We start from the raw sequence: 20,286 nt of genomic DNA, 5'->3' as shown, positions 1-20,286 counted from the left end.
CACCAAAGGACGCCATGACTGCCAACAGCTCCACTTCACTCCAGCGCGCTGCAATCATCGTCAATCCAGCCAAGCCCGTGGACATCGACGTGCGCGGCCTGGTGGCCAAGCACTGTGTGGAAAACGGCTGGGGCGAGCCGCTGTGGTTCGAAACCACCAAGGAGGATCCCGGCGTCGGGCAGGCCAAGGACGCACTTGCCCAGGGCGCGGACATTGTCATCGCGGCAGGCGGCGACGGAACCGTCCGGTGCGTCGCCGAGGTCCTCTCCGGGGGCGACGTCCCGATGGGCCTGCTCCCGCTCGGCACGGGGAACCTCCTGGCCCGCAACCTGGGAATGGATGTCACGGACTACGACGGCGCCATGGCCGGTGCCCTGATCGGAACCGAGCGGAAGATCGACGTCGTCCGCGCCCGCCGGAGCGATCCCGACAAGGAGCAGCTGTTCCTGGTCATGGCCGGGGTGGGATACGACGCCACCATCATGGCCGACACCAACGAGGACCTGAAGGACAAGGTGGGCTGGCTGGCCTACGTGGACGCCGGCATCCGCAACCTCCCGGGCAAACCGGTGAAGGCCACCATCGTGATTGACGGCAAGACTGCCGTGCACCGCGGGGTCCGCAGCGTCATGGTGGGCAACTGCGGCAAGGTCCAGGGCGGCCTGGAGATCTTCCCGGAGGCCAAGATGGACGATGGCCTGCTGGACGTTGCCGTGCTGGCCCCGCACCACGGAAAGCTGGGCTGGCTGTCCGTGGTTGCGGGGATGATCGGCAAGGGCCGGGGCAAGGACACCGCGGTGGAGTACTACCAGGGCAAGACCGTTGAGATCACCCTGGAGCACAACGACGACTACCAGCTGGACGGCGACCACGAAGGCCAGGGCAAGCACGTCCTGATGACCATGGACCCGTCGGCTTTGACCGTCCGGATGTAGCCGTCGCTAGGCCAGGAGTTTCCCCCACCGCGGGTCAAGCAGCGGTGCGCCGGCGAGCCTGAGGGCGTGCCAGAGGGTCACTGCCACGGAATCCAGCACGGGCACGCCGGTGCCTTCCTCGATCCCGGCCGTGATGTTGGCACCGTAGAGGTTGGTGCACAGGTAGACAAGGGCGTCCGGCACGGTCGAAGCGAGTTCCAGGGAACCGGGCCGCATTTCGTCATCGGTTACCCGGGCGAAGGACTCATTGTCGCTCAGGCCCAGGGCGCGGTGGTCCACCGTCTTGATGCCTTCCCGCTCGTAGGAGGCGATCACCTGGTGGTTCACGTCCTCCGTATAGGGCGTGAACAGCGCTATCCGTTCCGTACCGAAGCTCCGGAAGGCCTCGAGGTAGGCCAGGGTGGACGTGGTGGCAGGGATGCCGGTGGCGTCGGTGATTTCGTGCACGAGTTCCTGGTCGTGGGCCGAGCCCAGCCAGGAGCCGGAGGTGCCGTTCCAGGCGATAACGTCCACGTCCGCCGTCGCCAGCAGCCTGGCAGCCTCCCGCATCACGGCGGGATCAAACTGCCGGTCCGAGGAGTCGTCCAGTGCGATCCTGGTGACGGGGATGCGCGTGAAATGGACGGTGACGTCAGTCCGGTCACCGAGGATACGGTAGGTCTGCGGTTCCAGGCAGGTGTTGGAGGACGGCACGATCATGCCGATCCTGTGCGGGCGCGTGGTTGAAGGCATGGGGGGCTCCTAGAGGGCTGCGGCGGCAACGCCGGCGGGGATGGCGGGCTGGTGGTGGCGGAAGCCGTTGCGGGCGACGAAGCGTCCGGCAGCGCCGGGATCATGGAATCCATCGGAATCCAGCACCACGCGGCCGTGGGACACAACGACGGCGGGCCAGCCGGTCAGTGCCATCCCGTGGAAGGGGGAGAAGTCCGTCCCCATGTGCAGGGCGCCGCCGTCGACGGAACGCTCCTCGGCCGGGTCGAAAACCACCAGGTCGGCGTCAAACCCTTCCTCGATGCGGCCCTTGCCGGGAACGGCGTTAATCCGGGCAGGACCGGCGGAAAATACCTCCACGAAGTCCTCCACGCTGGCGCCGGCGGAGGTCATGGCGGTGAAGGTGACAGGCATGCGCGTCTCCACGCCCGGCAGGCCGTGCGGCATGGCCCGGACGTCGTCGGTGCGCTCGCGTTTCTGGGACAGGTCGTAGCAGGAGTGGTCCGAGGACATGGCGTGGATCGCCCCTGAGGTCAGCCGCTCCTTCAGCGCGGCCACTGTTTCGGCATCGCGCATGGGCGGGCAACACGCGTACCACTCCGGAAACCTTGAGGCGTATACGGAGTCATCGAGGGTGACGTAGTGGGGGCAGGTCTCGGAGAAGGCCGCCAGTCCGCGTGCGCGTGCTTCGGTTACCAGGTCCACCGCCCCCGGCGTTGACTGGTGGACAAAGTACACGGGAGCGGAGGTGTATTCCGCCATGGCGAGCGTTTCCTTGACAGACACTTCCTCGGCAAGTCCGGGCCGGGTCCGGTGCAGGTGCCCTATGCCGATCCTGCCGTCCTGTGCGTGTTGTTCCGTGCAGTCGCTGATGATCGGATCATGTTCGGCATGGATATACGTGAGTCCGTCCAACCGGACCATCTCACGCATGACCTTGAGGATAGTGTCCCCGTCCGCCATGGTGGTGCCGCGGTTCGTGGTGTACATCTTCACGGAGCGCACACCCTCCGCGGCGAGCTGTTCGAGCTGCCACGGCACGGTTTCGTCCCAGCTGATGACAGCGCCGTGGAGGGCGACGTCGCACCGGGACTCGGTGGCCAGCTCCTTCTTGTGAAGCACGGCTGCGAGCGGCGTTTCCTGGGCGTCCCGGGGAATGCCGAAGTCGATGATGGTGGTGGTGCCGCCCCAGAGGGCCGCGGTGGACGTGGTGCGGTAGTCGTCCAGGGTGCGGAAGCGCCCGGTCACCTGGGCCACGTGGCAGTGTCCGTCCACGCCGCCGGGGATGACCAGCATCCCGGTGGCGTCGATGGTCCGCACGGCCCGGGGCGCGGGTTCAGTGGCGTCGAGGAGTTGCGTGATCACACCGTCCCGGACAACGATATGGGCGATCCGGCGTCCGAAACTGTTGACGACGGTGGCGTTGGCAATGACAAGGTCTGGCTGGGGGGACATCGGTGTCCTTCTTCTGATGAAAGCGGTCTAAGTGGCTGGTACCGCCGGAGCGGCGCTGTTCCGGGCTGCGGAGAGGGCGGCGTCGAGGTTTTCACTGAGCCCCCTGCGGTCCTTTGGCGGTGGCGGGGCGAAGGCGCCTGCGCGGTGCGGACCGGACTGGAGCCCCACCACGGCCTCCGCCATCCGGATTCCGGCGGAAATGCCGTCAACAACAGGCACGGGAATCTCCCCCTCGAGTTCCCGGGCCAGTCCTGCGAGGGGAGCCCCGGCCAGGATAACGACGTCGGCTCCGTCCTCCGCGACGGCCTGCCGGCTCAGTGCCAGGAGGGTCTCCTTGAAGTCCTGTTGGACTGAGCCGATGCTGTTGAGTGTTTCGTTGATGGATCGGATGGAAGCGAGCCTTCCGAGGAGGCCGAACCGTTCCACGCAGTCGCGGTACCAGGGCTTGATCCGGTCCGAGATGGCAATGATGGAAAACCGGTGTCCCTGCAGGGCGGCGGCGCAGAGCGCGGCTTCGGTGATGCCGATCACCGGCACGTTGGCCAGTTCCTTGAGGGCAGGCATGCCGGGATCGCCGAACGCAGCCACCACCACTCCGTCCACGGGATCGGCGCCGGCCCGGGTATGTTCGGCGATGATTTCGGCGACAGCGCCGGCGGCGATGAGGGATTCGAAGCGGGTCTCGATGTATTCCACGCCATGGCCGGCGGTACGGACCACCAGTTCGGTGCCCGGTGCAGCAGACCGCACGGCTTCGGATTCGATCAGGGCAGTGACATCGTCGCTGATGTTGGGGTTGATGACGAGGAGTCTCATTTTTTCTTCCGGTGAAGTTGGGGTTCTGTTTTCTGGAAGTCCTCCGGGAACTGCTCGCGGTACTTGCCGATGTGTGAGGCGGACTGGGCCGCGGCCGTGTCCGGGTCTCCGCTGGCGATCGCGGCATACAGGGCGCGGTGTTCCTGGATGAGTTCGGGCAGGTCGCTGACGTGCCGGAACAGCCAGTGCATGCGCCCCTGGAGCGGTTCAAGCGCTGACTTGAGGAAGTTGTTGTCCGCAATGCGGGTGATGGCGTCGTGGAATTCGCTGTTGGCACGGTGGGCTTCGCGGACGGCGCCCTTCGCGAGGAAACCCTCGGCGTCGTCGAGCAGGCCCTTCAAATATGCCAGGTCCTCCTGGGTTGCCCGCACGGCGGCAAGCCGGCATGCCAGCACTTCAAGGGACTGCCGGACGTCAAAGAGGTCCTCTACGTCCTTGGGGCTCAGGGTGCTGACTTCTGCGCCCCGTGCACCGCGGTCGCTGATGAGGCCCTCCTGGCGGAGCATGCGGAGTGCTTCCCGCACGGGCAGCCTGGAGACGGCGAATTCCGCCGCCAGGTCCCGTTCCACCAGCCGCGTGCCGGGAGCGTAGTGTCCTTCGAAAATCCGGGTGCGGAGGGTATCCCGGACGGCCTCGCGCAGCGGGCGTTCCTTGTCCTGGGTATCTTCTGCGGTAAGCATGGTGCTCCATTCGGATTCTTCGTGTGGCGTTTGCTCCCGGCAGCGGGGGCGTGGATGGAATGTTGCCTTGGATGGCTAGCTTAGACAGGAAGCCGCTTGTTGTAGTTCAGGGTCAGGACGGAGGCGCCCATCACGATCGCGGAGCCTACGAAGTAGAGCAGTGCCCAGGTGTAGGAACCGGTGGCCCCGACGATCAGGCCTACGGCGATGGGAGTGACGAAGCCGGAGATGTTGCCGCTGAAGTTCATGGCACCGCCCAGCACGCCGGCATTGGTACGCCCGCCCAGGATGGACGGGATGCTCCAGAAGAGGCCCACCCACCGCAGGAAGAACATCACCATCGACAACAGCACTACAGCGGTTGTGGAATCCGGGACCACCGTGACACCGATGAGGCCGCCGATAACCACGGCGCTGGAGATGCCCAGCAGGGTGCGCATCACACGGTTGGCTGAGGCGCCGGAGGCACGCCACTTGTCGGCGATGGTGCCGCCAATGATTTCGCCCACGAACCCTGCTCCGAAGATCACGAAAGTGGACCAGCCGATGGTCTTGAGGTCAAACCCCTTGGCCTGGGCGAGGTAGAGCGGTCCCCAGGTCAGCAGGCCGTAGAACACGCCGTTGAAGCCCAGCCAGCCGAAGCACATGGCCCAGAAGGAACGGAACCGCAGGTAGGGGAGCAGGGCGCGCTTGCCCTGGCTGCCGTCGAGCTTTGCCTCGGCGTCCTCTGCTGCGTGGGAAGCCTCGATGTACGCCGCTTCTGCCTCGTTGACGCCGCGGTGGTCACGGGGGTTGTCGCGGACGTACCACCAGACGGCGAGGCCCATGAGGACAGTTGCAGCACCGGCGATGACGAAGGCCATGCGCCAGCTGCCCGTTGACGCGATCAGCCCCGCGATGATGATGCCGCCAAGGCCGGCGCCCAGGGGTGCACCCGCGTCCAGGATGGTTGCGCCGCGGCCACGCTCGGATTTGTGCATCCAGATGGCGTTCAGTTTGCCGCCGGCAGGCATGACCCCGGCCTCGGTGACCCCGATGCCCATGCGGGCAATGAACATGCTGAGGAAACCGCCGGCCATGCCGGAGGCAGCAGTGGCCGCACCCCAGCCGACGCAGGACGCCGTCATGACCTTGCGGGGTCCGAATTTGTCGATGAGCCAGCCAACGGGAATCTGCATCAGGGCGTATGTCCAGAAGAAGGCGGAAAGCAGGAGGCCCACGAGTTCCGGGGCAAGGTTGAATTCTTTCTGGATGATCGGGAGCGCAACGGAAATGGAACCGCGGTCGATGTAGTTGACTGCGACCAGGACCAGCAGCAGCAGGAAGAGCTTCCAGCGGACAGCGGTGCGTCGTTGCACCCCGTCCTTCTGTGGTTCACCTGCGGTGGCGGAATCCAGGCTGCCGTCAGCGGCGGCTGTTTCAGTATTCGGGAAAGACACGGCTTCTCCTTCACGGGGAAGTTTGCGGATAGGGGAGGAACGAACGGGCGGGCGCGGCCGGCACTCGAGGGGCCCGGCCTGCGGGTGGAGGGCAAACGAGAGGGTGGGCGATCCGGAGCGCATACCTGCTCTTTGCTATTTTTGGGATCCCAATTTGGGATCCCAAAATCAAAGGTAGAAGTGACCGGGACCACTGTCAAGGCTTTTTTCCGTGCGGGACCGTTGCAGCTCGAAAAACCGCTTTGTGACTGCCGCGAACCCCAACTGAGTAGCGCTAAGTGTCGTTTTGGAGGGTCATAACGACACTTAGCGCTACCTAGTTGGGGAGGCCCGGGGCCGGACGGTGGGCCAGGATTTCGGCCAGCTCGGCCAGGCGGTGGGCGCGGGCCGATTCCGCCGGGGTGAACGGCTCCCCGGGACGCACAAAGGTGATGGGGCCGTGCCAGGCCGTAGGAATCTTGAGCCGCGTTCCGGCGTCGTGCCTTTCCAGGCGCGCCTCGGCCGGGGAAAGAATCCGTGCCCGCAGCAGTTCGGCCACGGCAAGCGGCAGTTCATCCGGCGCGTCGGCGATCCGCGCCGCGAGGCTGAGCGCCTTCGTCTGGCCGTCCGCCATGGCCAGGGCTGTGGTGGGCCAGGCGCGGGACCGGGTGCCGCCGGCCTGCTGCAGCGCCTCGAGCAGCTGGTGTTCGTCCACATCACCGGGCGTCGACAGGACAAACTCGTCCAGCACGCCGCCGGCCACGGGGTGCACGTGGATGCTCAGGATGTTCGTGTCCAGGCGGGCCAGGGCCTTGGTCACCTTCTGCAGCGATCCCGGCTCGTCCCGCAGGACGGTGCGGGCCCGCCACAACGCCGGCGCCACAGCCAGCCGCCGCCGCTGCCGCAGGGCCGGAGCATGCAGCCAGCCGCGGAGCACCCGCGCCGCGGAGGGTTCCGCCACCCAGATGACCAGGACGGTGGCGGTGACGGTCAACACGAGGACCTTGGCCAGGTAGGGGAGCTCGGTGCCCACCACCAGGGCGTGGACCAGGAGTTCGATCGGAAGCATCACGGCCACGTTGGCCAAGGTCAGGCGCGTCCGGGTGGGTTCCGGCATCAGGCCGCAGACCTCGCAGCTCAGTTCAGCCTCGGGAGTGGTCCTTGCGCTGGGCTTCATGGTCCAAGGATTGCGCGGCGCTGTTTCGCGGGTGTTGCCCGGCTGTTCCGATCTCGCGACGCGCGCCGGGCGTAGGATTCTGGAGGAACGTCAGCGCAGCCGCCCCGTCAAACCGGAAACCGGGCCTCCCAGGCACCCTGTCCCGCAGGAAAGGCGCTATTCCACGTGAAGCTGCTCGCTGAAATGTTCAGCATCGCTCCCGGCAACAAGGACCACCACCCGGCCCTGAGGTGCGCGGTGGGCGTCTTCGTTCCGCTCTTCTCCCTGGTGCTGCTGGGCCGGCTGGATTTGGCCATCTTCGCGTCCTTCGGTGCCTTCACCGGGATTTACGGCCGCGGCGAACCCCACGGCACCCGTTTTGCCCTGCAGCTGCGGGCGGGGTCGCTCATGCTGCTGGTTATCCTCCTCGCAGCGCTCGCCGCCCGCGCGGGTGCGGCCTGGGGACTGGATGACGCCGGTGCCACCTGGCTCCTGGTCCTGGCCACCACGCTGGTGGCAGGCGGCTGTTCGGTGGCCATTTCCTGGTTTCGGCTGCGGCCTGCGGGGTCCCTCTTCCACATCTTCGCCTTCGCTGCCATCGCCTCGATCCCCAACCAGCCGCCGCTGTGGGAGGGCATGCTGGTTGCTGCCGCCACCACGGCCTTTTCCCTGCTGGTGGGCTTCTCCTCACGGGTGCTGCCCAGCCACCGCACGGCATGGGTCCGGCCGCGGCCCATCCGCCGCACCCCGGAAGAAAAGCGCGCCGCCTGGCTTGAGGGCATCGGTTACCTGGTGGCTGCCGGGCTGGCCGGTGCGCTGGCCACCTGGGCCGGCAACAGCCTCGGGTTCGGCCATAACTACTGGGCCATGGTGGCGGCCGTCGTTCCGCTGGTGGGCCACACCACGCGGCACCGTGTCCGCCGCGGCGTGCAGAGGATCATCGGCACCGTGCTGGGGCTGGTGGTGATGGCGGGGATCCTGGTGCTGGGGCTTCAGCCGTGGCAGACCGTGCTGGTCATGGCGCTGTGCCAGTTCGGGGCTGAAATGTTCATCATCCGCCAGTACCTGCTGGCCCAGGTATTCGTCACGCCGCTGGCATTGGTGTCCACCCTCCTGGTGGTCCCGTCCTCGCCCGGGATCCTCCTCCGCGACCGCATCATCGAGACGGTCATCGGAGCCGTCGTCGGCATTGCCGTGGTGCTTGCCCCCGGAGCCGGGCGCCGCTTCCGGAAACGGACGACGACGGCGCCTGCCAAGGGTGCGCCGCCCGCCTGAGATTCTGCATGGGTAGGCTTGAACCATCCATTCAACGGAAGCGCGGGTGTGCGATGGCCAATTCTGCCTCGGGTGACTCGGTGGTTGACTGGATCGTCCGGCTGATCTCTGCCTTTCCGGAGGACGTCAGCGCTTTGCAGCTGGCGGAACTCGCTGAACGCGCGGGTTTGCCGCTCACCACCACCCACCGGCTGGTCCGGCAGCTCGCCGGCCACGGTCTGCTGGAGGCCGCTCCTGGAGGCATGGTGCGCCCCGGGCTCCGGCTCTGGGAACTCGTCAACCGCACCGCCCCAACCCTTGCCCTGCGCCAAGCGGCCATGCCGTTCATGGAGGACATCCAGCAGGTCCTTAACCAAAACGTGAACCTGGCGGTGCTGGACGGCTGGGAAGCCCTCTTCGTCGAGCGCCTGTCCCGCCGCGGCTCTGTGGCCAACCGGGCCCGGGTGGCCGGCCGGATGCCCGTGCATACCTCGTCCGCGGGCCTGGCGCTGATGGCGCACCAGGACAAACTGCTCCAAAGCCGGTACCTCGAGCAGTTTGGGGACCCCGACGGGAAGATCGGCACGGACGCTGTCCGGGTGCTGCTCAGCGAAACGTTCCACCAGGGCTATGCGCAGCTGAAGGGCGTTGTGGATCCGGATACCTGGGGCATCGCCGTCCCCGTACTGGACCTGCGCCAGCGCGCGGTGGCCTCGCTCGGCGTCGTGGTTCCCTTGCAGGAGATGCGTCTGCAAGCCCTGGTGCCCGCCCTGCAGACAGCCGCACGGGGTATTGCGCGGAGGCTTGCGGAACCGTAACCGGAAAGATCTGCCTTCCGTTCAACGGAATTGGAATATCACGGTGCGCCGGCCGGCGCGCACACTGGAGGCAGAAGCACCCATCGGCCGGCAGCCGGCCCCGCAACGAAGCGAGAATGCCATGGCACGAACAATCATCACCACCCAGGTGGCCATCATGGGCGCAGGCCCGGCCGGCCTGATGCTGTCCCACCTGCTGGCCAAGGCCGGGATCGACTCCACCGTCATTGAAGTCCGCAGCCACAAGGAGATCTCCGAGACCGTCCGCGCCGGCATCCTGGAGCACGGCACCGTCAACCTGCTGGTGGAAAGCGGCGTCTCGGACCGGGTCCTGCGCGACGGCGACCGGCACGACGGCATTGAACTGCGCTTCAACGGCGAAAGCCACCGGGTGGACTTCAAGGATCTGGTGGGGGAATCCGTGTGGCTGTACCCGCAGACTGACGTTTTCCTGGACCTCGCCGCCCGCAGGAAAGCCGACGGCGGCGACGTCCGCTACAGCGTCACGGACACCACGGTGCATGACCTTGAGGGCAAGCCGAAAGTCTGGTTCACGGACTCCGAGGGCGTGGAGTACGAAGTCCGGGCCGACTTCCTGGTGGGGGCGGACGGGTCCCGCAGCCACTGCCGGTTCCAGATCCCGGAGGCGCACCGCAAGTGGTACTTCCATGAGTACCCCTTCGCCTGGTTCGGCATCCTGGCCGAAGCCCCCCGCAGCGCCGACGAGCTCATCTATGCCAATTCCGCCAACGGCTTCGCCCTGATCAGCCAGCGCACCGAGACAGTCCAGCGGATGTACTTCCAGTGCGACCCCAAGGAGAACGTGGCCGAGTGGGATGACGAACGGATTTGGGCCGAGTTCCGCAGCCGGGTCAACGGCAACGGCTTCGTGCTCAAGGAAGGCCCCGTCATCGACAAGATGGTCCTGCCCTTCAGGAGCTTCGTCCACACGCCCATGCGCTACGGGAACCTGTTCCTCGCGGGAGATGCCGCCCACACGGTCCCGCCCACCGGCGCCAAGGGCCTGAACCTGGCCATCCACGACGTCAAGATGCTCTTCGAAGGGCTGGACAGCCACTACAACTCCGGCTCGGAGCACCTGCTGGAGACGTACAGCAAACGTGCCCTGGAGCGGGTGTGGAAGGCCCAGCAGTTCTCCTACTGGATGACCACCATGCTGCACACCCCTGCCGATGCGGATGACTTCTCCCGCGCCCGCCAGCTAGGGGAACTCAATTCAGTGGTGTCGTCCAGGCACGGCATGGCCTACCTCGCCGAGGCCTACACGGGCTGGCCGGGCACGCCTTAGAAGTACGCGCGCGGAGGTACTCGTGTGGAGGTACGACGGCGGGGCTGGCGCCGCCTCAGGCGGCAGGCCGGCGTCGTGCACGGCAGCGGAAGGCGCGCTCAGGGCGCAAGCAGCCGCCGGACTGCTGCGGCGATGGCTGCAGCATCAGGCTGCCCGTCCCGCCGGACCGTGAGCAGGTGGAGCATCACGCCGTCGCCGTAGTCGGCCACGTCCCGGGCCCGGGCGGCCGCATCGGTTACCCCAAGCGCCGCGAGGGTATTTTCCATGCCGCCCACCAGCCGGAAGTGCCCTGCCTTAACCGCGTCCGGCTGGTCCAGGGACAGGGCAAGGCGGGCGCGGGTGAGGGCCGCATGCTTCCCGGTGAGTGACAGCACCAGCCCGGCCAGCTGGTCTGCCAGTTCCGCAATGGTTCCCGGCGGGCCCGACGGGGCGAGGTCCTGGAGCAGTTGGCCGTCGAGCTGCTCCATGCGGCCCAGCGCGGCCTCCACCAGCGCCGCGCGGGTCCGGTAGTAGTTGGACGTTGTGCCTTCCGCGAGCTGCGCCGCCGCGTCAACGGCCCGGTGCGTGAGGCCCTTCATGCCTTTGTCCGCCACCACCCGGAGGGCGGCGTCCATCAGTTCCGTGCGGCGGTCAGGCATGCGCCCAGTCTAATTGACCGTTTCGCAAATACTACAAAAGTAGTAAAGTCGCCAGCATGGAGACAATTGCGATTGTTGGCGGCGGCATTGCCGGCCTGGCGCTGGCCGCGGGCCTGGACCACAGCCGGTTCCAGGTGACGGTGTACGAGAAACGGCCCGGGCTGCCGGCCGTGGGCAACACGCTGGGGATGTGGCCCAACGCCCAACGTGCCCTTGCGCGTCTGGGAATCCTTGAAGAGGCGCGGGCGGTCAGCCCGGTGCTCGGCAGCGGATCGGTCCGTGACGCCCAGGGAGAGCCCTGGATCACCGTCAACGCGGGGGAGATGTTCGGCATTTCCCGGGCTGACCTGCTGCGGTTGCTGGACGGTGCCGTCCCGGGAACCGTCCGCCGGATCACCAGCACCGTCAGGTCACTTCCCGACGACGGCAGCCTAGTGGTCGGGGCCGACGGCGTGCACAGCGCAGTCCGGCGGGAGGTCTGGGGCGCCGGAAAGGAGGCCCGCCTCACCCCGTACCTTGCCCTCCGCGGGACCCTGCCTGCTCCGGTCAGCCACGACGAGGTGGGCGAATACTGGGGCCGCGGCGACCTGTTCGGCATGGCTGCCGCCCGGGGAGGGTCCTTCTGGTGGGCCAGCTACCGGTCCGCGATGGGCCCGTACGGAATTGACGCAGCATCAGCCCTGGAATACGCCCGGGAGCGCTATTCCAGCCACGCGCCCGCCATCCGCCGCACGCTGGCCGCAGCCACGCCCGAAGCATGCCTGGTCCAGCGGCTCTGGACAGTTCCGCATCTTGGCTCCTACGTCCGTGGACGTGCCGTGCTCATCGGCGATGCCGCACACGCCATGATGCCCACCTTGGGGCGTGGCGCCTGCGAGTCGTTGGTGGATGCCGTAACACTGGCTGGCCTCCTCAACACGCTGCCAGAAGGCCAGGCACTGCATGCCTACAACCGCCAGCGGTGGCTTCGCACGCGGGCTCTGAGCCTGGCATCCGCCGCGCTGGGACGCGTCGCCTTTGCGGACGGTGCCCAGCCGCTGCGTGACGGCCTCCTCAGGGTTGCCCGACGGCGGAACGGACGCACCGCCGTCGTCAGCGGTTCTGCCGGGTGATCACCGGACGGTAGCGGCCGGCTGCGGCGCGTCCGCCCCGGACCCGACGGCCCCGGGGACCCCGGGGCCAGGGGCGGCAGATGCGGGCGGAAGGGCCGGCAGCCGCTTTTTCCGCGACCCGCCCCGGCTGGAGCGGCCGTACACCAGGTACATGGTCACCCCGGTGATGATCATCAGGAGCACGGTATACACAAAGGTGTTGGCGACGCCGTCCACACCCTCCGCGCCGTCCGTGTTCGCCTTGATGACCAGGCCCAGCGGCTGGACCAGGGGGTGGGCCAGGAAGATCGCGGTGTCGTAGTCGTCGAGCAGGCTGTTGAAGTTCAACGCCGTAATGGCGGCGGCAGCCGGGAGCACCAGCGGCAGGAGGATCCGCCGGAAGACATACAGGGTCTTTGCGCCCATGATGGCCGCCGCTTCCTCCAGGGAGGAATTCACGGAAGCAAAGGACGCTTTCAGCATGCGCAGCGTGAACGGGATTTTGACCGTCACGAAAGCGATCAGCAGGATCACGGTGGTGCCGGTGAGCACTGCCCCGCCCACCAGGGGATTGGGGTGGTCGTAGCTGATGATGAGGCCAAGGGCCAGCAGTGCGGACGGCAGGATCCAGGGGATGTGGAGCAGGTATTCGAAGACCGACGCCACCCAGTTTTTGTACTTCTGCAGCAGCCTGGCCACAAACAACAGCCCGCCCACGGCAATCACGGCAGCCAGGGCGCTGTACAGCACGCTGACGAAGAACGGCCGCAGCCCCGACGGCTGGGTGAGGACCCGCTGGTAGTTCTCGAGCGTCAGGCTGCCGAGCGAAAGCTGGCCGGTCTGGATGGCAGCGCCGTCGGCGAACGAGTACAGGACAATCAGCACCACCGGCAGCGTGTAGACGGCAAACAGCAGGTAGGCAACAGCATGGACAGCCGCATTGGCCACCGGATGGGTGATGTCCTGCTTCTGCAGGGCCGAGGACACCTTGGACACCGAGAAGTAGGTGCCGCCCTTTTCCAGCCGCGACATCACGGCGAGCATCAGGATCGTGGCCAGCCCAAGGATCACCGCCAGCAGCGCCGCCAGGTCCCTGGAGGTGGGGCTGTTGGTGAAGGTCAGGATCATGGGGGTGATGGTTTGGAAGTCACGCCCGCCCAGCACCTGAGGAGCGCTCAGGGCGCCCAGCCCGGTGAGGAAGGACAGGATGGTGACGGCGAACAGGGTGGGCTTGAGCATGGGCAGCACGATCCGCCGCAGGATGGTCCAGGTTGATGCCCCCAGGTTCCGGGCCGCTTCAATGGTCTGGTAGTCAATGCCCTTCAGCGCGTTGGCCACGAACAGCATGTGGTTGGTGGTGGTGGCGAACGTCATCACCACCAGGACCGCGAAGAAGCCCGAGAACCAGCCGGGGTCCATGCCGGGGAACACCTTCACCAGCAGCGAGGTGACGATTCCCTTGTCCCCGTAAATGAACTTGTACCCGGCGGCCAGGACAATGCCGCCGTAGATGAAGGTGGATGCATAGCCGAGGAACAGGATCCTGGAGCCGCGGATCCGGAAGTAATGCGTCACCAGGACAATGAACACGCCTACCAGGTTCACCGTGATGGACAGGGCCACCGCCAGCAGGAAACTGTTGCCGAGCGCCTTCATGGCCCGCTGCGACGTGAAGAGCTTTTCGGCCGCCCTCCCGGAGAAGCTGCCGTCCGGGAAGAACGTGGCGATCAGGACGTTGATGTTGGGCCACACCAGGAACGCCGCAATGAACCAGGTCAGGACCACGCCAACCACCAGCACGAAGGGGGAGCGGGCCATGCCGCGGACCGCAGTGCTGCTCATGGCAGGACTGCTGCCGGGTCCTGCTGCCGAAGGGCAGCCCCCGTCACCGGGTGGTACTGCAGGACGTGCCCGGGCTGGAGGTAGACCGTGGTTTCCGTGCCCCGTTCCGGGTGGGCGCCGCCGTCCTCCTTCACCAGCAACCGGATGTCCGCTCCGTGGCTGCGCACCACATAGCGGCTGTGCAGTCCGTGGTAGGTGCGGGACACCACCGTGCCGGAAAGTCCGACGGCGCCGCCTCCTTCAGCCCCGCGGGCCAGGGACGCTTTTTCCACCCGAAGGTAGGACTTGGCGTCCGTGCTGAGCCCTGCCCCCGCAAGCCGGTTCAGTTCCGCCACGAACTCCGGGGTCAGTGCGGAGCTGTCGCCGATGAAGTTGCAGACAAACTCGGACGCAGAGTGGTCGTAGATCTCCTGCGGCGTCCCCACCTGTTCCACCACGCCCTTGTTGAACACCGCCACGCGGTCGCTCATGGCCAGGGCCTCGTCCTGGTCGTGGGTGACGTACACAGTGGTGATGCCGAACTCGCTCTGCAGGTCCTTGAGCTGCTGCCGGAGCTGGTGGCGCAGTTTGGCATCCAGGTTGGACAGCGGTTCGTCCAGCAGGAGGATTTTGGGCCGCAGCACGAGCGCCCGTGCCACGGCAACCCTCTGCTGCTGGCCGCCGGACAGTTCTGCCACATTCTTGGACAACTGTTCATCGCTGAGCTCCACCCGCCGCGCGATGTCCCGGACCAGGCGGTCACTGTCCGCCGGTTTCTCCTTCCGGACCCGGAGGCCGAAGGCGATGTTTTCCCACACGCTCATGCTGGGGAAGAGGGCGTAGTTTTGGAACACCATCCCCACCTGCCTCTTGTCGCTGGGAAGCCGGGTAACGTCCTTGCCGTCAACGTGCACCGTGCCGGTGGAAGGCTGGATGAAGCCCGCCAACGTCCGCAGGGCCGTCGTTTTCCCGCAGCCGGACGGCCCCAGGAGGGTGAAAAACTCCCCCGGACGCACGTGCAGGTCAAGGTTGGGGATGGCGGTGAAATCACCAAAGGAAACTTCGATGTTGTCCAAGCGGATCATGGCAAACCTGTCTGATGAAGCGAAGTTCGGGTTGACGGGGCCGGCAGCGGACCGGTTACGTCATGTACTCGAGCTCGATCTTCTCCACCCAGGCGCCCATGTTCTCCTGCACGAACTCCCAGTCGATGTCCTGCTGCTTGAGGTCAGCGAAGAAGTCCACCACCTCGGGGTTGGCCTGGGCTTCGGCTTCCTTGTTGACCGGCATGGAATTGAACTGCTTTGCGAACTCGCCCTGGACCTCGGAGCTGCCGAACCAGTCGATGAATTTCCTGGCCTGCTCCTCCTTCTTGGTGCCCTTCACCAGAGCGATCTGTTCCACGGCGAGCGGGACACCCACGGAGGGGACCACTGTCTCGACATTCACCTTGAAGGATTTCTCGCGCTCGGCGATGATCGAGGACGGCATCTGGCCCATGTCCACTTCGCCGGACGCGATACGGGCAAAGAGGTCGGTCTTTGCTACCGCCGGGCTGCCGTTCTGGAAGTACTGCTCCACCTGCTTCCAGCCCTCGTCGGAGATGCCAAGGTCGCCCGAATCGTCACGGTAGCGGCTGAGGATTCCCGCGAAAACGAGCTGGGCGGTGGCGGTGCCCAGGCCTGTCACGCGCTCGTAGCGGTCCTTGAACTCGTCCTTGGTCCACAGGTCGGTCCAGTCCTGCGGGGCCTTGTCCTTCGAGATCTTGTCCGAGTTGTAGCCAAGGAGGATTGCCTGCTTTACCAAGGGCCAGTAGGCCTCGCCGTCACCCAGTCCCTTGTCCACTTCGCCGGCCCAGGCCGGCTCGTAGGGCTCCAGGGCGTCTGCGGCCTTGATCTGCGAGAAGTACATGTTGTTCAGCCCGAACGCGACGTCGGCAATCGGGTTGTTTTTCTCGGCAATCAGTTTGTTGGTGGCATCTGCGCCGCCGGCACCGACGATCTCGATTTTGAAGCCCGCTTCAGCGGCCTTGGCCGTCAGCCAGTCCCCACGGCCCTCGCCGTTGGAGTTGGTGTAGACAACCAGGGTCTCCCCCGAGCCGCCTTCCGGAGCTGGGGAGGACTCCCCTGACGCCGCGGGGGTAGCGGCCCCACCGCCGCATCCGGCAAGAAGCGTGACGGTGACGGCGGCGGCAACCAGGGTCTTCAATTTACGCACGATCTGGACTCATTTCTGGACTGGAATCGGAGCATGTCCGGCAAGCCTAACGCCGGGCATGCGGAATTCACGGCTGTTATGGCTATCGATTCGATAAACAGCCCGGCTGTCCACTCTGGTCCAGGCAGGAGAACGGTCGGAGGCGCGTGGGTGAACGGGCGGCAAAAGCTGCGCAGGGCTCCGCGGCGGGCGGCTGCAACGGCGGCCCGGCGGCGGAACGGACGCGCCGCCGTCGTCAGTCCTGGCTCAACGTCTCCGTGAGGTGGTGCGTGGGGATCCTGTCCCGGTCGTAGGTGATCTCGGTATAGCCGTGCGGCTCCGGCTTGCCGGATGGGTTGAGGTTCACGAAGACGATTTCCTCGATGGTGAGGATGCTTTGGCGGGTGATCATGTTGCGGACCTCGGCGCGCATGGTCAGCGAAGTCCTGCCGAAGCGCGTGGCGGTCAGCCCCATCTCGATGAGGTCGCCCTGCACCGCCGAGCTGACGAAGTTGATTTCCGAAATGTACTTGGTGACGGCACGGCCGTTGCCGAGCTGGAGGATGGCATAGATGGCAGCTTCCTCATCGATCCACTTCAGCAGGCTGCCGCCGAACAGCGTCCCGTTCGCGTTGAGGTCCTCGGGCCGGACCCACTTGCGGGTGCGGAAAGTGATGTCTGCTGTTTCCATAGGGCGAGGTTAGCTGAGAGCGGCGCCGGCGCACCCATGTGACGCCTCCGCGCCCCTGGCGGGGGCGGACTGCCGGGCGCCGGCGGGCCTAGGCCATGGCGGTATGGGCCGCGCTGCGGGCGTTGATGCTCTTCGCGTAGCAGTAGGAGTGCGCAACACCTATGTAGGGTCCAAAGTTGGGAACGGCTTCAAAACCCGAGTTTTCGTAGAAGTTCCGCCCGTCCGGCTGAGCCGATCCTGCTTCCGCCTTGATCCGCGTGATTCCCTGCTTGAAGGCTTCCGCCTCGAGGGCTGCGAGGATGGAACTGGCCACACCGGAACCCCGGGTGTACGGAACGACGTACAGCCGTTTGATCTCCGCCGTTTCCGCGTCGAGCATGCGCAGGCCGCCGCAGCCCACGGGCTGCCCCGAGCCCTTGTCATAGGCAACAAGGAAGACTGCGCAGTCGGCGCCCGACGGCGGCGGCCCGGGTTCGTGGTCCGGAGTGCCAAAGCGGGCGTCCAGTTCGGCCTGCTGGGCGTGGCGCAGAGCGGCGCCCACGGGGTTGGACCAGGGGACCTGCCTGATGTTAAGGCGCGGATTGGTCTGCATTGTGCCTCGATTCGCCGAAGGGTTATGCAAACCCAGAGTAGGAGGCGGCCGTTACGCCGGTGTTTCTTTCCGGTTAGCTCCGGGATAACGTGCCGTTCATGCCGTGGCCAACTCACTTGGCTGTCTAGTTATCAGCTGGTCTAGTATGATTCCATGCGTTCTACGGGTAATGAAGGCTCCGGGTATTGGTACGGGCCGGACGGTCAACTGGACTACGGCGCGGCGGTGCTGAAGTCGTTGCGGGACTACCGGACCGCTGAAACGGCGGTACGCCGGTCCACCCGCGACTCCATGGGAATGGGTGAAACGGACATTCTTGCCCTGCGCTACCTGCTGCGCGTCCAGGCATCCGGCAAAACGGTGGTACCCAAGGACATCAGCCAGTTCCTGGGCATCACCAGCGCCTCCACTACCTCCCTCATTGACAGGCTTGTGGCGAGCGGGCACGTGCGCCGCGAGGCGCATCCCACGGACAGGCGCTCCGTGGTTGTGGTTCCCACCGTCGAATCGGACAAGGAAGTCCGCGTAACGCTCGGCGCCATGCACCGGCAGATGATGTCGGTGGCCGAAGGGCTGACCGCAGAGGAGGCCCGGGTAGTAGTCAAGTTCCTGGAGCGGATGACCGAGGCACTGCAGCAGGCGCAACACGACGAGAAGTAACTAGCCTAGCTAGCTAGATTGGCTAGCAATATGTATGCTTACGATTATTCCCGTAATCCTTACAGCCGGAGTCGTGAGCGTCTTGGTTACCTTTACTGAGCTTTTGCCCTTGGAATCCCTTGCGTGCAGCGCGCCCTTCAACGCTTCGCCCCAGCAGGGCGGGGCTGCCATCAGTCCCGCCGTCCACTGCGGCTCCGCCATGGAACTCGTCACCCCCGCCGTGGGGCCTGCCGCCGTCGGCTATACCTTCGAACCGGAGGACGGCGGTCCCGTGCACCTGCCGCCCGTGTGGCGGTGCGGGTGCGGTTTCCAGCTGGACGCCTGGATCCAGTCCCCTTATGGCCGCGTGTCCCAGCGCGGGGCAGTTGTACCGGTTCCGGATCCTGTGGCGCTCTCCGCATGACCGCGCCCGCGCACCTTCGATCAACCGCGGCCCTCAAAGCCGCCGCACCTACAGTGGCGGGGCGCTACCAGCTCAAGGACCTTCTGGGCCGCGGCGCGCTCGCGCAGGTCTTCCGCGCGGCGGACCTGGAAGGCGGGGCCGATGTGGCAGTGAAGGTGGCCGTGGACGTTTCGGCCAAACACTTTGAGCGGATCAGCAACGAAGCCGCCGTCCTGTCGGGCCTGCAGCACCCATCGATCGTCAAATTCATCGGCCAGGGCGTCGTATCCGGGAACTCTGCACTCGCCGGCCGCCCTTTCCTTGTGGAGGAACTTGCATTGGGCCCCAGCCTCGCGGAGGCTGGCCGCACCAGCCAGTACCACCCCGACATCGTTGCCGGCTGGGCCCGGGGACTCTTCGAGGCCCTGGCCCACCTCCACGGGCAGGGGATGGTGCACCGCGACATCAAGCCCGCCAACCTGATGCTGAGCGGCCTGCGGCGTAGCCCTGTCCGCATCATCGATTTCGGCATCGTGGCGCCCGCCGGCTCGGCCCCGGAACCCGGCATGTCATCCGGAACCGTGCACTACATGAGCCCTGAGCAGGCATCGGGAGGACCGGCGCGCGCCTCCTGGGATGTCTACGCCACGGGGCTGGTCCTGCTGGAGCTGCTTACCGGAGCCAAGGCGTTCCCCGGCACTGCCATCGAGTCCCTCGTGGCCAGGACCCTTCGCAGTCCGCAAGTGCCGGACTCCCTGGGTTCCGGCTGGCGTTCCTTCCTCCGGTCCCTGACGGCCATGGACAGCGCAGAACGTCCGACGGCGGGGGAGGCAGCGGGCATGGCCGCGCGGCTCGTCCCCGTACCCGCCGGCGAAATGGTCAGCCCCTGCCGCGGGAGGGCGGTTTTCCCTGCCCGGCGGATCCGCCAGCTCGCCTAGGCCAGGTCCCGGCCGGTGGGGTCCTCCGCGGTTGGGTCGGCGAGGGCAAGTCCGCCCACGGGGCTTCCGTCCCAGTGGATGAGCTTCCACCCGCGGTCCGGATCCCCTTCCAGCGCCACGATTCCGGTATTTGCCAGCACATGGCGTGCGGCGAATTCGTGGTCCGCGTCCTCCGCCCGGCGTCCAGCCCAGGTGCGGATCGCCGCACCGTGGCTGACCACCGCAGCGGCCTCATGCTGCTGGTCGAGTGCCCGCTCCACGACCCGGCGGATGGCAGCGTCGAAGCGGTCAAAGAACGTGTGCCCGTCCGGACCCGCCGGCATCCGCCGGTCCAGGTCCCCGGCGGCCCAGGAGAAGACGGTCCCCATGTAGCGCTTGTGGGCTTCATGGTCCGTCAGTTTCTCGAGGGAACCGGCTTCGATTTCGTGCAGGCCGTCCAGCACCTCGATATCCAGGCCGTGCAGCCGGCCCAGCGGCGCCGCGGTGATCTGGGCCCTGATCAGCGTGGACGCGTACAGCGCCCCGATGGGCTCGTTCGCCAGCGAGCGGGCCATGGCCTCGGCCTGCCGTTCACCGAGTTCCGTCAGCCCGGGGCCGGGATGCGCCGTATCGAGTTGGCCAAGCACGTTACCGGGAGTCTGTCCGTGGCGGATGAGCAGCAGCTTCATGCTTCCAGTTTCGCACTCCCGGCAAGCCGGGATGACCCGGAAGAAAGGCGCCGGGCC

At 66.3% G+C, this 20,286-nt stretch carries 21 protein-coding genes; 8 read left to right on the top strand and 13 right to left on the bottom strand.

All coding sequences use genetic code 11. The features are described from left to right. The first annotated feature begins 14 nt into the window (after nucleotides 1–14). Complete coding sequence (locus SMD14_RS19750) at nucleotides 15–935, top strand: diacylglycerol kinase family protein (RefSeq protein ID WP_157240275.1); 921 nt, start codon at nucleotides 15–17, stop codon at nucleotides 933–935. Nucleotides 936–941: 6 nt separating this feature from the next. On the opposite strand, the gene SMD14_RS19745 is transcribed toward SMD14_RS19750, so the two are convergent. The 6 genes from SMD14_RS19745 to SMD14_RS19720 all read right to left on the bottom strand — a co-directional run bounded on the left by SMD14_RS19745 (nucleotide 942) and on the right by SMD14_RS19720 (nucleotide 7,192). Next, complete coding sequence (locus tag SMD14_RS19745) at nucleotides 942–1,667, bottom strand: aspartate/glutamate racemase family protein (protein ID WP_321214779.1); 726 nt, start codon at nucleotides 1,665–1,667, stop codon at nucleotides 942–944. A 9-nt stretch (nucleotides 1,668–1,676) separates the two neighbouring features. After that, nucleotides 1,677–3,101: an amidohydrolase family protein gene (locus SMD14_RS19740; RefSeq protein ID WP_321214778.1), complete on the bottom strand. Its 1,425-nt coding sequence runs from the start codon at nucleotides 3,099–3,101 to the stop codon at nucleotides 1,677–1,679. A 27-nt stretch (nucleotides 3,102–3,128) separates the two neighbouring features. Further along, nucleotides 3,129–3,917, bottom strand: a complete 789-nt coding sequence (locus tag SMD14_RS19735; protein ID WP_321214777.1) for an aspartate/glutamate racemase family protein — start codon at nucleotides 3,915–3,917, stop codon at nucleotides 3,129–3,131. Then, nucleotides 3,914–4,597 carry a GntR family transcriptional regulator gene (locus tag SMD14_RS19730; protein WP_157240280.1) on the bottom strand — a complete coding sequence of 228 codons (684 nt, stop codon included), beginning with the start codon at nucleotides 4,595–4,597 and terminating at the stop codon, nucleotides 3,914–3,916. The genes SMD14_RS19735 and SMD14_RS19730 overlap by 4 nt, the downstream gene beginning before the upstream one ends. A gap of 80 nt (nucleotides 4,598–4,677) precedes the next feature. Continuing rightward, nucleotides 4,678–6,036 (bottom strand): MFS transporter, encoded by a 1,359-nt coding sequence (locus SMD14_RS19725; RefSeq protein WP_321214776.1) that lies wholly within the window; start codon nucleotides 6,034–6,036, stop codon nucleotides 4,678–4,680. Between the two features lie 316 nt (nucleotides 6,037–6,352). Further along, nucleotides 6,353–7,192 carry an ACT domain-containing protein gene (locus SMD14_RS19720; RefSeq protein WP_157240282.1) on the bottom strand — a complete coding sequence of 280 codons (840 nt, stop codon included), beginning with the start codon at nucleotides 7,190–7,192 and terminating at the stop codon, nucleotides 6,353–6,355. Nucleotides 7,193–7,357: 165 nt separating this feature from the next. On the opposite strand from SMD14_RS19720, the gene SMD14_RS19715 reads away from it, so the two are divergent. From SMD14_RS19715 to SMD14_RS19705, 3 genes are all read left to right on the top strand, one after another. After that, nucleotides 7,358–8,446 (top strand): FUSC family protein, encoded by a 1,089-nt coding sequence (locus SMD14_RS19715; protein ID WP_321214775.1) that lies wholly within the window; start codon nucleotides 7,358–7,360, stop codon nucleotides 8,444–8,446. A gap of 53 nt (nucleotides 8,447–8,499) precedes the next feature. Further along, a complete protein-coding gene (locus SMD14_RS19710; RefSeq protein ID WP_321214774.1) occupies nucleotides 8,500–9,243 on the top strand; it encodes an IclR family transcriptional regulator in 744 nt (247 codons plus the stop codon). 121 nt (nucleotides 9,244–9,364) lie between these two features. Continuing rightward, nucleotides 9,365–10,552, top strand: coding sequence for a 4-hydroxybenzoate 3-monooxygenase (locus SMD14_RS19705; protein WP_321214773.1), 1,188 nt, complete (start codon nucleotides 9,365–9,367; stop codon nucleotides 10,550–10,552). A gap of 98 nt (nucleotides 10,553–10,650) precedes the next feature. Here the strand turns inward: SMD14_RS19705 and SMD14_RS19700 are convergent, their stop codons facing one another. Further along, nucleotides 10,651–11,190, bottom strand: a complete 540-nt coding sequence (locus SMD14_RS19700; protein WP_321214772.1) for a TetR family transcriptional regulator — start codon at nucleotides 11,188–11,190, stop codon at nucleotides 10,651–10,653. 56 nt (nucleotides 11,191–11,246) lie between these two features. Here SMD14_RS19700 and SMD14_RS19695 point away from each other — a divergent pair, with 56 nt between their 5' ends. Beyond that, nucleotides 11,247–12,302: an FAD-dependent monooxygenase gene (locus SMD14_RS19695; RefSeq protein ID WP_321214771.1), complete on the top strand. Its 1,056-nt coding sequence runs from the start codon at nucleotides 11,247–11,249 to the stop codon at nucleotides 12,300–12,302. Here SMD14_RS19695 and SMD14_RS19690 read toward each other — a convergent pair whose 3' ends face one another. The 5 genes from SMD14_RS19690 to SMD14_RS19670 all read right to left on the bottom strand — a co-directional run bounded on the left by SMD14_RS19690 (nucleotide 12,303) and on the right by SMD14_RS19670 (nucleotide 17,581). Continuing rightward, a complete protein-coding gene (locus SMD14_RS19690; protein ID WP_321214770.1) occupies nucleotides 12,303–14,123 on the bottom strand; it encodes an iron ABC transporter permease in 1,821 nt (606 codons plus the stop codon). Further along, the gene (locus SMD14_RS19685) at nucleotides 14,120–15,187 is read right to left on the bottom strand and encodes an ABC transporter ATP-binding protein (protein ID WP_321214769.1); all 1,068 of its coding nucleotides are present in this window, start codon (nucleotides 15,185–15,187) and stop codon (nucleotides 14,120–14,122) included. Before SMD14_RS19685 ends, SMD14_RS19690 begins: the two co-directional genes overlap by 4 nt. A 55-nt stretch (nucleotides 15,188–15,242) precedes the next feature. Further along, nucleotides 15,243–16,319: an extracellular solute-binding protein gene (locus SMD14_RS19680; RefSeq protein ID WP_321214768.1), complete on the bottom strand. Its 1,077-nt coding sequence runs from the start codon at nucleotides 16,317–16,319 to the stop codon at nucleotides 15,243–15,245. A gap of 235 nt (nucleotides 16,320–16,554) precedes the next feature. Next, nucleotides 16,555–16,989 carry an acyl-CoA thioesterase gene (locus SMD14_RS19675; protein WP_139030952.1) on the bottom strand — a complete coding sequence of 145 codons (435 nt, stop codon included), beginning with the start codon at nucleotides 16,987–16,989 and terminating at the stop codon, nucleotides 16,555–16,557. Between the two features lie 88 nt (nucleotides 16,990–17,077). Next, nucleotides 17,078–17,581 carry a GNAT family N-acetyltransferase gene (locus SMD14_RS19670; protein ID WP_321214767.1) on the bottom strand — a complete coding sequence of 168 codons (504 nt, stop codon included), beginning with the start codon at nucleotides 17,579–17,581 and terminating at the stop codon, nucleotides 17,078–17,080. 153 nt (nucleotides 17,582–17,734) lie between these two features. Between SMD14_RS19670 and SMD14_RS19665 the strand changes: the two genes are divergently transcribed. The 3 genes from SMD14_RS19665 to SMD14_RS19655 all read left to right on the top strand — a co-directional run bounded on the left by SMD14_RS19665 (nucleotide 17,735) and on the right by SMD14_RS19655 (nucleotide 19,561). After that, the gene (locus SMD14_RS19665) at nucleotides 17,735–18,241 is read left to right on the top strand and encodes a MarR family transcriptional regulator (protein WP_321214766.1); all 507 of its coding nucleotides are present in this window, start codon (nucleotides 17,735–17,737) and stop codon (nucleotides 18,239–18,241) included. Between the two features lie 109 nt (nucleotides 18,242–18,350). Beyond that, nucleotides 18,351–18,644: a hypothetical protein gene (locus tag SMD14_RS19660; RefSeq protein ID WP_321214765.1), complete on the top strand. Its 294-nt coding sequence runs from the start codon at nucleotides 18,351–18,353 to the stop codon at nucleotides 18,642–18,644. After that, nucleotides 18,641–19,561 carry a serine/threonine-protein kinase gene (locus tag SMD14_RS19655; protein WP_321214764.1) on the top strand — a complete coding sequence of 307 codons (921 nt, stop codon included), beginning with the start codon at nucleotides 18,641–18,643 and terminating at the stop codon, nucleotides 19,559–19,561. Before SMD14_RS19660 ends, SMD14_RS19655 begins: the two co-directional genes overlap by 4 nt. On the opposite strand, the gene SMD14_RS19650 is transcribed toward SMD14_RS19655, so the two are convergent. Beyond that, nucleotides 19,558–20,229, bottom strand: coding sequence for a histidine phosphatase family protein (locus SMD14_RS19650; RefSeq protein WP_157240296.1), 672 nt, complete (start codon nucleotides 20,227–20,229; stop codon nucleotides 19,558–19,560). The two genes, SMD14_RS19655 and SMD14_RS19650, sit on opposite strands and share 4 nt — an antisense overlap. Between the last annotated feature and the right edge of the window lie 57 nt (nucleotides 20,230–20,286).

This window comes from Pseudarthrobacter oxydans, from assembly GCF_034258515.1.
In the GTDB taxonomy this organism is placed as follows: Bacteria; Actinomycetota; Actinomycetes; order Actinomycetales; family Micrococcaceae; genus Arthrobacter.
The sequence above is the reverse complement of the archived record's forward strand: the minus strand, read 5'-3'. Positions and strand labels throughout refer to the sequence as shown.